Raw genomic sequence first — 14,375 nt, forward strand, 5'->3', positions numbered from 1 at the left:
CAACCTGTTTATAGCAAACGACAAACCAAATATCGTAAGACTCCGGAGGAGTCGCCTAATTACAAACAAGGAGGCCCCGCCGGGGCCAAACGATAACAAAAATTGATTTGCCACAAACAGGATGGCCTCCGGGCCAAAAACGCCACAAATAAAAATCAAGATGAATTTCAGTTTCAATTATTAATCATTCACTCATTCCCCGTTCCACGGCGGATCATTCACTCATTCACTCATTCACTAATTCAGTCATTAAAACATGAAACCCGCCCCCAATTCCTACAAATCGACCTGCTGTTACTGCGGCGTAGGCTGCGGGGTCGTGGTGACGAAAGAAAGTAATGGCCAACTGAGCCTTGAAGGAGATAAAGAACACCCTTCCAACAAAGGAATGCTGTGTTCCAAAGGCATGAATCTGCATTACACGGTGATGGACCAGTCCGACAGGCTGCTCTACCCGCAGGTGCGCCTCAACCGCTCGATGCCCTTGCAACGGGCGACCTGGGACGAGGCTCTGGAACGCACAGCCGCTGTTTTTAAAACATTAATCAAAAAATTTGGACCCGATTCGGTAGCGTTTTATGTCTCCGGTCAATGCCTCACGGAGGAATACTACCTGGTAAACAAGCTGATCAAAGGTTTCATCGGGTCCAACAATATCGACACCAACTCCCGCCTGTGCATGAGCTCAGCGGTGGTGGGTTACAAGTTGTCACTGGGCGAGGATAGCGTTCCTGTTTGCTACGACGACATCGAGGCGGCCGATGTCATGTACGTAACCGGCGCTAACCCGGCCTGGTGCCATCCCATTATCTGGCGGCGTGTGGAAGCGCACAAAACGGCGAAACCGGATACGAAAATTATCTGCGTGGACCCGCGCGTGACCGACACCGCCCGCTCGGCCGACCTGCATTTGCAGATCCGCCCGGGCACCGACATCGTCCTCAACAATGCGATCGGCCTTTTGCTGATCGAAAATGATTATCTCGATGAACGGTTTATTACTGACCATACCGATGGTTTCGAATTATTCCGGCTACAGGTAATGCAGCGCACATTGGCGGAAGCGGCCGACATTTGTGGTGTCCCTTCCGCCGACATTGCCTTAGCCGCCGAATGGATCGGCCGTTCGAAAGGTTTTCTCTCGTTCTGGACAATGGGATTGAACCAGTCGGTAATCGGTGTCAACAAAAACCTTTCGCTCATCAACCTGCATTTAATTACCGGAAAAATTGGCAGACCCGGTAATGGGCCATTCTCGCTCACCGGCCAGCCGAATGCCATGGGCGGTCGCGAAACAGGGGGCCTTGCCAATATCCTGCCGGGCCACCGCGAAGTGGTGAATGCGGCGCACCGCGAAGAAATGGAACAATTCTGGAACACGCCCGTCCGCATTGCTGATAAGCCGGGGCTTACGGCAACGGAAATGTTCGAAGCATTGGCCGACGACCGTTTGAAAGCGATCTGGATCATCAATACCAACCCGATAGTGAGTATGCCGGACATGAATGCTGTGGAAAGCGCATTGAAAAAATCACGCTTCGTAGTGGTTCAGGACGTTTCCAACCGCGCCGACACCGTGCATTTCGCCGATGTGGTGCTGCCCGCAGCCGCCTGGCTGGAAAAGGACGGCAGCATGACCAATGCAGAACGCCGCATTACCTATTTGCCGAAAGTGATCGATGCGCCCGGCGAGGCATTGCCCGACTCGGAGATCCTGTGGCGATTTGCCCGGAAAATGGGTTTTGAAAAAGCATTTAATTACAAAACCACCTCTGAGATTTACGACGAATATGTGAAGGTCACCAAGGGAACGACTATCGACGTTACCGGTGTGAGCCACCAGTTACTGAAAGAAAAGCGCAGCGTACAATGGCCGCTATCGGCTATCGGCCGTAGGCTGTCGGCTGTCGGCTGTCAAAAGGAGCCAGAGCAGGTTGATACCGCGACAAACGGTGAAGCGTCGACCGACCATGGCACGAAGCGCCTATTCACTGACCATCAGTTTTATACCAAAAACAAAAGAGCGCAAATACACGCACTTCCGGACGAAAACACTTCCGAGCCCACCGATGAACACTTCCCGCTGGTTTTAACGAGTGGAAGGATCCGCGACCAGTGGCATACGATGACCAAAACGGGCCGTGTAGCGAAATTGAACAAGCATATCCCCCAGCCTTTTCTGCAAATCCATCCTGACGACGCGCGTAAACGAGGTATTCAGGAAGGTAATCTTGTAACGGTGAGCGGGCGGCGCGGGGAAGTGCGCGTGAAGGCCCAGATTACGGAAGACGTGCGGAAAGGCCTCTGCTTCCTGCCCATGCATTGGGGCAAAATATTGGGGAGTAACCTGGCCCGGGCCAACAACCTGACCAATTCGCTGGTGGACCCTAAATCCAAAGAACCCGATTTCAAGTTCTCAGCCGTACAAGTTGCTTTATATAAAAAACCATTTGAGAAAATTATCATTGTCGGCGCCGGATCGGCTGGGTTGGGTTTCATCAACTCTTACCGCCAGCTGAATGCCGATGATGAGATCCATGTTTTTTCCAAAGAAATATATCCGTTCTATAACCGGGTCATGCTGCCCGACTATATCAGCGGCTCTCAAACCTGGGAACAGCTTGTGAAGCTGCGAGAAGACCAGTTTGCTGAAAACCACATTACCGTACACAAGGGCGTGAGTATCATGCACATCGATCGAAAACACAAGACCGTCATCGATAGCAACGGCACGGAGCACCATTACGACAAACTCATTCTCGGCATGGGCAGTAAGGCATTCATGCCAAAAGGCGTGCCTAACCTGCCAGGTATATTCAATATGCGCTCGCGCCTCGACGCGGATTCGGTTTTGCCCTTTTTAAAACAACCCGAACCGCACGCGGTCATCGTCGGGGGAGGTATTCTAGGGCTCGAACTCGCGGCTTCGTTCCGTGAAATGGATGTAAAAGTGACCGTCATCCAGCGCAGCGGCCGTTTCATGGAGCGCCAGCTCGACCCGCTGGCCAGCGAATTGCTTTACCAGGAACTGCTCGACAGGGGAATCGAATGTTATTTCAACGATGAGGTGGCTACCTTCTCGGGTTCGGATACCGTGGAAGGGATCAGGCTGAAATCGGGGCGGAAAATCGACTGCCAGGTGGTTGTACTGGCCATAGGTACCGTCCCGACCATCGATCTCGCCCAGGAAGCCGGCCTCGAATGCAAGCGTGGCGTGGTCGTGAACGATTACATGCAAACCTCCGACCCGGATATTTACACCGCCGGAGAAATCGCCGAATGGAACGGACAGATGTGGGGCATTACCCTGGCTGCCGAGCAACAGGCCAAAGTGATCGCCCATTACCTGGCAGGCGACATCTCACAACCTTACAAAGGCAGCACCTCGATGAACATCCTGAAAATGGACGGTTTGCACCTGTGTAGTATCGGTATGACCGACGCGCCGGCCAATGACCCGGCCTATGAGCAAATCGTATTCATCGATAAATCAAAGCGTTATTATAAAAAATGCATCGTACACCGCGACAAGCTGGTGGGCGCAATCCTGATCGGCGACAAAAACGAATTCCTCGAATTCCGTGACCTGATCACCAACGGTGTGGAACTTTCCGAAAAGCGCCTGCTACTCCTGCGGGCCAGTCAGAAAGCGGAACCGATGATGGGGAAACTGGTTTGCTCTTGTAACAACGTGGGACAAGGAAACCTGGAAAAAGCCATTGTCAGCGGCTGCGGCGACTTCCAGAAGCTCTGCCAGACCACCGGCGCCGGAACCGGCTGCGGCTCGTGCCGGCCGGAGGTCCGTGCGATTCTGGAAAAAACATTGGAGGTAAATTTGGTAACGAATTGAAATGGGTCAGGAATGGTCATCAATAGTCATAGGTCAGGTGTGGTCAAGTGGCAGTCAGGTTTAGTCAGGCATGGTCGTAAAGTCATTCATTGTGAGATACAATTTTCTCCATACCTAATCACTTACAACACTTTATATTCCTGACAATACCCGACTACCCATGACAACACCTGACTACACCTGACAACGCTTGACAACACCTGACCAAACCTACCACACTTGATCACAAAACCGTAACGAACCATGCGCGACTATTACCACATCAAAATCAACCTGCCGGGGGGCATTGCTTCTCCGGGGTACCTGAAAGACATTCTTTCTGCGGCGTGGAATGCGAACGTCCGCAAGGTCCGGTTCGGATTGCGGCAGCAGCTGCTGATGACCGTGCATTACGAGGATATGCGGTTTCTGGAAAATGATTTCAAGAACCTGGGCGTCTTTTACGAGGTCAATACCGACCGTCGGCCCAATATTGTAAGCTCCTACTGTGGTGAGGAGGTTTTCAGGACCGGGCAATGGCTCAATGCGAGCGAGTACCACTCCGTCCTCGACAGTTTCGACTTCCAGCCGGGTTTAAAGGTCAATATTTCCGATTCCAATCAGAGTTTTACACCGTTTTTTACCGGGAACCTCAATTTCATTTCTTCACCCGAACCGCATTTCTGGTATTTGTATGTGCGCTTGAAGCAAACCAACACGGTTTTCAAATGGGACGGGTTAATTTATACAAATGAAATCGGGCGCCTGTCGAAAGTGGTGGAAGAATGCATGCTCGATGAAGGCCTGAATGAGGAACATACCTTGAAAGCCGCTGCAGCCGGGCGCATTCGTTACGTCTCGCAGCCGGTACAACAGGAACTGGAACTACCCTCTTTTTCCCTGCCCTATTACGAAGGCTTCAACCGCTACGAATCCCGTACCTGGCTGGGCCTTTACCGCCGCGACGAGGAGTTTTCGATCGAATTTCTGCTTGATGTATGTGCATTGTGCCTCAAAACACGCGTAGGTGAGATTTGCGCCACTCCCTGGAAATCGCTGGTTATTAAAGGAATAGAAGACCAGTACCGTGTGGCTTGGAGCAATATTCTGGGAAAACACAATATCAACGTCCGCCATGCCGCCAACGAACTCGCGTGGCAAACCGAGGACCATAATGGCGACGGGGCCGAGCTCAAAAACGAACTGATCCGCTATTTTTCCAAAAACGATACCCGCACTTTCGGGCTTTGTTTCGGCATCCAGACCCGCCCTAAATCCGAGGTTTTCGGTTCGGTGCTTATCCGGAAACGCCCGCTGTTGCGCATCGGACAGTTACCGTTATTCAGTGTTTACGACCTTTATTATACCGAAAATTTCAACCCCAACAGCCGCGCACTGGTATTGTTTGAAAAGGGGTTGTTCAAAATACATTTGCCTGCCCAGCTGGAACGTCTTTGCAGGCGGTTTAACAATCAGCGATCAAGGGATACTCTGAAAACTATGCTGTCCGAACCCGACGAAGCCAAAACGGCTGTCAAAGCGGCGAAGATGGCGCACCAATGCCCTGATTGCCTGACCATTTATGATCCCGAGTATGGCGACGTACTCGGCGATATCCCCCCCGGGACCGCCTTCGAAGACCTTCCGGCCGCTTACTGCTGCCCTACCTGCGACAGCGGCAAGGCCGTTTTCCTGCCCGTCGAACTGACCCGATCATCCACCCTCGAACCAGCCTGACCATGATATCCGCACCAGCCATCGAAACCCGGTTCTTTGCATTCGAAAGCGATTTTGTCGACAGCCTCCGCTGCATTCCTATGATCGTCCGCTACAAACTCGACACCTGCCGCGTAAAGCTGCAACTTTCCGACTGGGCCCGGTTCAGTTTTGACGAGAAGGACTTTCTGGCCGAAATTCCCTGCCACACACCGGCTGAAATCGAAGCCTATGCCGATTATCTCAATGAATTAGTCTGGAAATACACAAGCACCGTGCCCAGCCTGCTCAAAAACCTCGACCCTGCGTGGACACACCTGTATGTACCCGCAGAAGTGCGCGAGAAGGCGCAGGAATGGAATTGTCCCGTCATTTCGACCGGCCAATGGATGCAGCTCGACGTGCTTGAACGTTTCGCATTAGTCAAGCTCAGCCGCTCCGGGCACGAAGGGCGAAATTTCCCTCGGGCGCTGGCGGAGTTCGGATTGGCGACGGCTTGTTAATTTTGAGCGAGCTTTTCCACGCCCAACAGTTTTCGCAGTTCAGCAGTAACCTTCCCGGACGACGGTCGTTCCGCGTGCGTCGCCACCATGCGGCCATCCGCGTCGATCAGCAGATATCGCGGTACTCCCCAAACATAGTATAGGTTCCAGATCGAGTTAGGCGAGTCGGTGCCGGTAATGACATGAATCCCCTCGGGCACCTTACTGCTTGTCGCCATCTTTTTCCAGGCCAGCGTGTCGCGATCGATGGAAACGTAAAGGAATGCAACTTTATCATTACCCTCGAAATCAGCCATGACCTTTTTTGAATCGGGGAACTCCTCGACGCATGGCCCGCACCAGGTCCCCCAAATATCGACGTACACGACTTTCCCCCGCAAATCAGACAGCGAAATTTTCTTTCCATCCGGTGTCGTACCGGAGAATTCCGGCGCCGGTTTTCCGGGTCCTATTTTTTCCCACCGGGCAATGTCTTTGCGTATGGTACTTTTAAATTCATCGGAGGCAATTTCTTTTTCAAACAATCTCACGAGTTTTGTAGTACTGGCTGTAATGCCGTCCAATCTGATTTGATAATCAGCACTTTTCACACGGAGATAATCTTCAATCATCTTCGGGTATTTGCTCGATTTAATCTTTCTCTCCACCAGCAGCGGAAAAATTGCATCCAACGAATCGCCGTCCATAGATTCGTTTTCTTCGTAAATAGCATTATTAATTCTGTGTTGATAGAAAAACGACGCAATCAAAGCGTAATCAAACATGCGCGTTTTTAATGCAATGGTATCTATCGGCATTTCTTTAATAGCTTCGCTGACGGTTGCAGGAATTTCCGACGAATCTCTTCCGATTGCATAGTTAAATTGGTAGAAAAGAACACTCATTTTCGTTTGGCGCGCAAACACATCAACCATTTCTTCTGACACCTGCTTTTCCAGTTTCAGCCTGGCTAATAACTGATCATATCCTCTTTGCAATGAATCCTTAGCCTTTAAAAATTCGTCCTGATTGAGCCGAATTGCATAGTTACCATTCCACCTTTCGAGGCCATTCCTGAATTGGGATGCTTCATTGAGGATTTGATTAAACGCTGCTCCATCTCCTTCATATCCTATCGAAAACTTTGCGCCCGGCTTCGACGGCAGGATAGCGAGCTCATCGCCAGGAGAAATAAAGAAACTTGTCGCCAAATGCCCGGCAGTCGCAGAGGCAAATACCGGCGCATCCAATTCGAACTCCGACACGCCCTTTCCCGCACTATCGAGTATTAGCCTCCCCAGTTCAATGGTATCCAGGTTTACCATATTGGTGGTGAGAATCTTCAGTGTATCCCCCGCGGCCTTGTGATGATGAATGGAGATCTTAACCGATTTATTCTTCTTCTGATTACATCCAACCAATTGAAAAATAATCGTAATAAAAAACAGAAAGAAAAGGGTTGAAGAGCGCATTGGATCGATGTTTATTGAAGGTAATTGTTTCAATTATCCATTACGCTGGTTAATCATATTTTGTTGAATAATTTGAAGCGGGTTTTTAATTAACGGATAACAAACTTCCGGGAAGTGGTTTGATTCTCGAATAAAACTTTAATTATATAAGTTCCGGCATTCATCTTACCAAGCGGATAAGTCGCGGGAAAAGCTTTCGGACTTAGCGACATTTCACGCAAAATCTGTCCGTTCATATTACTGATAATTAGCTTGCATTTACCCTTCCCATCCATAATTTCAATCCATATTTCCTCTCCGGAAGAGGGGTTCGGTTTTACTCGGATTTTATTATTGGCAAAGCTCTCCGGTTTCACAGCGACAATTCGTGAATATTGCGTTTTTCCATCCCGATCGACTTCTTTAAGGCGATAAAAGATGTTTTTCGCAGCAAGGCCGTCGGTCACATTTTCATCGTCATAGTGATATGAGTGTGCAATCCGGGAATCGCCCACAGCGTCGACCTTGCCGATAGGTTCAAAAACATGGCCATCCGATGAGCGCTCGACCTCAAAATAACCGGCATTGACCTCCTCCGTCGTTTGCCATTCCAACGTCACCCTGCCGTCGAGGTATGAGCCAGTGAAATGGCTTAATGTTACGGGTAAAGGATTATTCACAATGACTTTCGCGGTGTCACTGAGGCACGAGTATTGATCGTGCACTACATATTCGGTTGTCACGACCGGGTTTACCGTAATTTCTTTGGACACCTCACCGGTACTCCACAAGTAAGAGCCATTATAGGAGGATGCCAGAGTAATGCTTTCTCCGTTATCGATCGTGACCGAAGTATTCTTGTTCACATCTTTAACAATCGTAAACTGGTCGCGAACAACACCATCCGAAGCTATCCACCTCGCGTCCAATCGATTCCCCTCCACCTGTAACACGAGCGCCCCTCCGTGGCTAGCGTCAGCAACAGGCAATGCATCGTGCGGATAGCCCGCTTTCGTGGCGCCCAGCTGCCCCGCCGAGCCTGCTACGACATACACGGTACCCTCGCTATCAGATGATTTTTTGATGTACGGGCAGGAGTCGGGTGAACCATCGTAACGCCCGGAAGACTGACTGAGATTATTGGCTGCGGGATCAAATGAGTTTTCCAGACCATAATGCCCCTTCATCAGTTTCGATCGCTCATAGTCGTGGCTGTGCCCGCAAAGGATGAGGTCTACTCCGTTCCTTTCAAGAATCCTGATAAAATTCTTACGGATATTAATGAGTTCCGATTCAGTATCCGAATCGTGAGAACCCTTCGTATATGGCGGATGATGCCAGTACGCGACTACCCATCCCTTGTTCGTGTTGGCCGCCAGATCTGCCTTAATCCATTGCACTTGCGTACCCAAAGTATCATACAATCGCGTATTGCCGCTTTCCATTCCGTAAGAATCCAACGATAGAAAATGGATATTCCCGTAATCGAACGAGTAAAACGACTCACTGCCGGAAGGAACACCGCCGGCCTCTCCGGCACTGGGAACGGTAAAAATATCATAGTAAGGCACCGCGTGATTCACCTGCCTGGATGGATTATTGGCATAGTCGTGGTTTCCCGGACTTGGATACAGCGGAGTTTGCTTCAAGAGCCGGTCTTTGTAAATATTGAAAAATCCGCTCTGATATTCCGCATCGGTACCGCTGAGGTAAGCATTGTCGCCCAGCAAAAGCCATACACCCATATACGCATTACCCAGGAAGTCAAGCAGTTTATCACGGGTATTCAGCTGGTTTATAGAATTGTTTCCGCAATCGCCCATCACGCCGATCGTATATTTACCCGGTTGCGCTGGCAAAGAAGCCGTTTCAAAGAAGTTTTCGGCATTACCTTGCAGTATGGCCTGAGAAGAGCCGATAGCATAGTAATAGCGTTTTTTCGGTTCGAGCCCCGTCAGTTTCACTTCATGCTCCGTGACGGAGGAAGCGCTATCGACACTCTGCAAAAGCGCCACAGGTGAATCTCCGAACAGAACACGGCTATCACTGGGTTCATTGGTGCGCCAGCGGATGACGATGCTCGTCGATGTCGCCGATTGAAGATACGGGCCTCTGAGCAGAATTGGCGTTATATGTGCCAGCAGGCACGCATACAAAATGATAGTGTGCATGTTAAAAGTGAGTTATGATTTTGATTGATACCAACTTCACTCTTTGAGAAGTTTAAACAATACTTCTCCTTTCTGGGATACAATGGAATAGAGGCCCGGATTCAGGTTCCGCACATCGAATGTTTTCGCTCCGCCAGATAGCTTCGCGTCGAGAAAAACGCGGTTTCCCCTGATGTCATACAGCAACAGATCATCAGAAATTAAATTATTATTGGAATTACTAAGTGTAAAAAAATCGCCGGCCGGATTCGGGTGCGCAACCCAATTACCCTTTCCCTCTCCACACTTCGCTACCATTATCCGGGTTTCCTGGGTTTTGCCATCGACATCATATTCTTTAATCCGGTAGAATTTAAGTGCAGAAGCGACTTCTACGTCGAAAAAATAATCGTTGGTCGCGTTTGAATTGCCAAGCGCGCCGACTGTGCCCAAGGCTTCCCATTGCCGGGCATCGTTACTTGCGAGTATTTCAAAATAATCCGCATTCACCTCTTCCGTCGTCTGCCAACTCAGCCGCGCATTATTACCACGACATTCGACATCAAACTTGCTGAATGTTACCGGCAGCGGCCCCGAAGTCTTGGTCAGCGTATTGTTCCGTGTGATCAGCCACACATCCGGGTCAAAAACCACTTCTGTCGCCTCAAAACCCAGATTATCCGCAAAAAATTGCCCATTTACCGTGTTGTTGCATACAACGAGTTTCTCCTGATTTGTGGCGGTATTCCGGAACAGCAAAGGCACCGGTAATTGAAAGAAGCTCACCGAAGCATGCGATTGCGTCTGGTTCAGTTTCACCTGCACGGAATTGCCCACGGGGTACCATTCCACCTGATACGAAGGATACCCCTGTCCGGTAAACCACTGATCGAAAAAATAGGTCAGGTCTTTCCCGCTGGTCGCTTCCAGGTGACTTTTCAGGTTCGCAGTGGTTGCATAGCCATAAGCCAGCGCGGGGTCATTGATATAATTATGGATCGCCGTAAAAAACGTTGGGTCACCCAGTATCCAGCGCAGCATGTATAGCAAATGCGAGCCTTTGAGATAACTCAGGCGATTGCTGAAAATCCGGTTGACATCATTGACATTATCCACCCACACAGAGCCGCCAGGCTGCGACGTAATCGTATTGATCTCATTGGTACGGGTCGTTTTGGTGTTGGCCGGATATTTCGCCTCCGTATAAATGCTGGCGAGGTGCGTCGCGAAGCCTTCGTTCAGCCAGATATCCTGCCAGCTACCGCAGGTAACCTTGTCGCCAAACCATTGATGACCAAGCTCATGCGCGATGAGCGTCTCGCCCATATTGACCATGAAAGAGCACGTCTGGTGCTCCATTCCGCCTCCCCAGCCAAATTGCACATGCCCGTACTTTTCGTTCTTAAATGGGTAGTCGCCAAACAAGTTACTGAACTGCACCATCGCATTCAGGGCATTCTGTACACCTCCCTGAAAAGTAACCTGGCTCTCGGGATAGCAGTAGGTTTTGAAAGGCACATTTGTACTACCTATCAGCACGCTGTTATCGAGTACGTTGTAATTCGTAACCGCAAAAGCTACCAGGTAACTCGCGATCGCGTACCTGTGCTTCCAATGCGTACGGGTTTTCGACCCGGCTATCGCGGTCTCACTTTTCAATAGCCCGTTGGAAGCGGCTTTATAAATGGCAGAATGGGTAATGTAAACGTCGATCGAATCGGCCTTGTCGTCGAGCCCGTTTTTGCAGGGCCACCAGTCGCGGCTTCCGTAAGGTTCGCTCAAAGTCCAGATCACGGGCGTTGCAGACGCACCGTGGGTAGTCGCTACGAACGGGGTATTGATGGTTGTGGGAGTCCCCTCGTAGCTGATCGTAACCGAATCTCTTTCCCCTTGTGCAAGAGGAGTTTGCAATGTGATCGTCAGTGCATCACCGGCATGCACAAAACCGACATTGCTCCCCCGCTGCTGCACGGTCGAAACCGTCAGCACACTCGACAAATCCAGGGTAATACTGTTCCCCGCCGTGTTCATCACGAAATGGGACGTCACATTACCTTTGATATAATTCACCGCCGGATCAACCTCCCATTCACAACGATAGTATTTCACATCGAAGTTGTTGGAGGCCATTACCCTCAGCCCCCGGGCGTTCATCCGCAGGCCGGCGCTCCTGCTTTCGAGCGCAGCAATATCGGCTGTGGAGAAATCCGAAGCGGGATCCTGGGCCAATGCCCATCCGGCGAGCAGCAAAAGCAACGGCAGGAGAGATATTTTCATAGCGCGTATTATTCTGTAAGTACATCACTGTCAATACGCTAACTTAACCATTTACCGACAATTCTCTCCCGTTTTCCCGTCAAATGTGCAAACGGCCGGTTTCAGTCAAAGGGTGGCGAGGTTACCGCAAAATCCGAGCAGCCTTTGCAGGTCGCCGGCACTATCGAAATTGACCCGGTTCTCACGCAGGTAGCGGGCGACCTGACGCCGGTTGCGTCCGTACACATGCAGGAAGCTCTTGCGCGACGCGGGATGCACAACCCGGTTCTGATCGATCAGAAAATAGGCGGGTTTCATCCTCCACCGCTGGCCGGAAGCATTGTTTTCCCATTGAACATGCCCGCCTTGATTGGTTACCATTTGCACATGCGCAGCGTTTCCTTCCGAAGCAGAAAAATGCTGTCCCGAATAGCTGAGGCTGTTCCCCAAAAGTTTAGGCTGCGTACGCACAGCCAGCTGGGCCCGTCCCGCCATACCGATCACTTCCATATCCGAATGGGTCTCGGTCAGGACAAAGCGGCGCTCTCCTATTTCGACGTAATCAATCAGGTATTTGCCTGTAAACAGGAGCGTATCCGGGTTGAGAAACTGCACCTGACCATTCTGAAAGTGATAATTCAGGAATGCATCGCGTTTTGTGCCATTCCTGAAATAAACCCTTCCTTTAAGAAACGTGGGAAACAGGTAAGCGGACTTTTTTTCCTGGGCATTTTCGCACACGAGTGGAGCCATTCGTCCGGCGACGTTTAGCCGCACGTTCATCGATAGCATTGGATGGATCAACAGAGAAGCAAGGAGTATAGTTTTCATAGCGGTTCCGGGATAGTCATCGGTGATACAACTTCTGAATGAAAGATGCTATCAGCTCATTTCCATACCCTTGGATGTTTTCTATTTTTTATACTAAGTTCACCACAGTGACTTTTATGAACCTGCCCGTAGACATTGTGAAGAATTTTTCTACAACCTATTGTTTAAAATTCACCGAAATTTCAAATTTTTAGTAATATTACTACTACATATCGATTTCAAAACGTATATATTGCCGTTCAAACGGCGTTGTATTGCTAACCAACGTTATTTAACCATTCAAAATGAGGTCAACGGCACGGTTTTGGTGCCATTAATGGCCTACATCAAAGGAACGAATGATGGAAATCGGAACAATCAAGGCGGTACATATCTATACCCACCGACGATTATATGTTACGGCCGAACTGGAATTGAACCTGAAAGGAGTGAAATACACATTTGGTGGGCACGACGTCTTTCTGTCGGGTATGCATGGTGGTGAGTCTTCGGACTCGCCGTATTTGGGCAGATTCTTGTTCAGGTGCATGCAGGTGTGCCGGGTCGACAACTGGGATCAGCTAAAAAGCTCGAAAGTACTCGTTGAAATTCAACACGGCAGGGTGGTAGCAATCGCTGACACCTCCGGCGATAACTGGTTCAACCCAACCAAAGAATTCGGGGTAATGGATCTTGAAAAAGAGCAGATCGAATCTGCTTTCAGGGATAATTCCAAACCTTAGGGACACCTGAATCTCCCTCTTCACAGCTGCTATTCCAACCTGACTTCATACGTATCGTTCTCGCATTTCTTGGGCATGGCCAGTTCCAGGTGCTCCTTCTGGTTCACACGCAGGTAATTTTCGATCGCGAGTACCGCATCATTCTCGGACTCCGCCCCGGACACCGTCAGAATCACTCCCGGTTCCAACCGTCCTGTCTCATCACGATTTGTTATGCTTGGCATGGTTAGTTGTTTTTTGGTTGGGGTAGTTGCTTTAAAATTGTGCCAGGCTAGTTTCCCAGGCGTTAAATAAAGCCGGGCACCAAATGCCCGGCTGCTACACTTGCGCTGATTTGAAATGCATTACGGTATCTTACCAGGCGTGGTAGAGCTGCCCGGTACTGTCGACGACGGGATGGTCGTGCTCTGCGGTACTTGCGCCGGCTCGGTGGTTGTACCCGGGATCGTGCTTCTCGGTACATTGCTATTGTTGGGATTGGAGCTTTGCGGCACATTTCCCGGCATATTTGTCCGCGGTACGGCATTCGGGTCGGTCGGGGTTACGGGAACGGCCGATGGCTGCGTGGTAGCGCCCGGCGTGGTAGCGCTGCTTGGTACGGTGCTGGACGGCAAGGTCGATGGCTGTGTCGTCGTATTCGGCACGGTAGTCGGCGACGGCTGCGTCACGGTGCTACCCGGCTTCGCGGCACCAGGCAGGTCGGATGGCTGCACGATGGCGCCGGGGACCGTTTTAGGCTGCGTGGTATTGCCCGGGTAAGTCGATGGCTGCGTCGTACCCGGAACCGTGGCCGGCTGTGTGCTGGTGGGCGTGGTAGCGCCAGGCGTTGTAGCCGGCGTGGTCGTCTGTGCAAAAGCTGCGGCACTTCCGAAGACAACACTACCGAAGACAGCCAATGCAATGATATTCAACTTCAGAGCTTTCATGACGATGTATGT

Annotated in this window: 10 protein-coding genes; 4 read left to right on the forward strand and 6 right to left on the reverse strand. The window is 50.5% G+C overall.

Annotation, left to right across the window (positions count from 1 at the left end; all coding sequences use genetic code 11):
• Nucleotides 1–256 precede the first annotated feature (256 nt).
• From J7619_RS02840 to J7619_RS02850, 3 genes are all read left to right on the forward strand, one after another.
• Complete coding sequence (locus J7619_RS02840; protein ID WP_291193709.1) at nucleotides 257–3,850, forward strand: nitrate reductase; 3,594 nt, start codon at nucleotides 257–259, stop codon at nucleotides 3,848–3,850.
• Nucleotides 3,851–4,093: 243 nt separating this feature from the next.
• Entirely contained in the window at nucleotides 4,094–5,566 is a 1,473-nt protein-coding gene (locus tag J7619_RS02845) for a rubredoxin (RefSeq protein ID WP_291193712.1), read from the forward strand.
• A 2-nt stretch (nucleotides 5,567–5,568) separates the two neighbouring features.
• Nucleotides 5,569–6,048, forward strand: coding sequence for a nitrate reductase associated protein (locus tag J7619_RS02850; RefSeq protein ID WP_291193715.1), 480 nt, complete (start codon nucleotides 5,569–5,571; stop codon nucleotides 6,046–6,048).
• Here the strand turns inward: J7619_RS02850 and J7619_RS02855 are convergent.
• The 4 genes from J7619_RS02855 to J7619_RS02870 all read right to left on the reverse strand — a co-directional run bounded on the left by J7619_RS02855 (nucleotide 6,045) and on the right by J7619_RS02870 (nucleotide 12,715).
• Nucleotides 6,045–7,499, reverse strand: a complete 1,455-nt coding sequence (locus tag J7619_RS02855; RefSeq protein ID WP_291193718.1) for a TlpA disulfide reductase family protein — start codon at nucleotides 7,497–7,499, stop codon at nucleotides 6,045–6,047. The genes J7619_RS02850 and J7619_RS02855 overlap by 4 nt on opposite strands.
• An 89-nt stretch (nucleotides 7,500–7,588) precedes the next feature.
• Nucleotides 7,589–9,649 (reverse strand): metallophosphoesterase, encoded by a 2,061-nt coding sequence (locus J7619_RS02860; RefSeq protein ID WP_291193720.1) that lies wholly within the window; start codon nucleotides 9,647–9,649, stop codon nucleotides 7,589–7,591.
• A 36-nt stretch (nucleotides 9,650–9,685) separates the two neighbouring features.
• Complete coding sequence (locus J7619_RS02865; RefSeq protein WP_291193723.1) at nucleotides 9,686–11,905, reverse strand: M1 family aminopeptidase; 2,220 nt, start codon at nucleotides 11,903–11,905, stop codon at nucleotides 9,686–9,688.
• A gap of 105 nt (nucleotides 11,906–12,010) precedes the next feature.
• Nucleotides 12,011–12,715 carry a hypothetical protein gene (locus tag J7619_RS02870; protein WP_291193726.1) on the reverse strand — a complete coding sequence of 235 codons (705 nt, stop codon included), beginning with the start codon at nucleotides 12,713–12,715 and terminating at the stop codon, nucleotides 12,011–12,013.
• A gap of 338 nt (nucleotides 12,716–13,053) precedes the next feature.
• Here J7619_RS02870 and J7619_RS02875 point away from each other — a divergent pair, with 338 nt between their 5' ends.
• A complete protein-coding gene (locus tag J7619_RS02875) occupies nucleotides 13,054–13,437 on the forward strand; it encodes a hypothetical protein (protein ID WP_291193728.1) in 384 nt (127 codons plus the stop codon).
• A 29-nt stretch (nucleotides 13,438–13,466) separates the two neighbouring features.
• On the opposite strand, the gene J7619_RS02880 is transcribed toward J7619_RS02875, so the two are convergent.
• Both J7619_RS02880 and J7619_RS02885 read right to left on the reverse strand, forming a co-directional pair.
• Nucleotides 13,467–13,661, reverse strand: coding sequence for a hypothetical protein (locus tag J7619_RS02880; RefSeq protein ID WP_291193731.1), 195 nt, complete (start codon nucleotides 13,659–13,661; stop codon nucleotides 13,467–13,469).
• Between the two features lie 120 nt (nucleotides 13,662–13,781).
• A complete protein-coding gene (locus J7619_RS02885) occupies nucleotides 13,782–14,363 on the reverse strand; it encodes a hypothetical protein (RefSeq protein WP_291193734.1) in 582 nt (193 codons plus the stop codon).
• Nucleotides 14,364–14,375 lie beyond the last annotated feature (12 nt).

This window comes from Dyadobacter sp. (genome assembly GCF_017744695.1).
Classification (GTDB): Bacteria; Bacteroidota; Bacteroidia; order Cytophagales; family Spirosomataceae; genus Dyadobacter.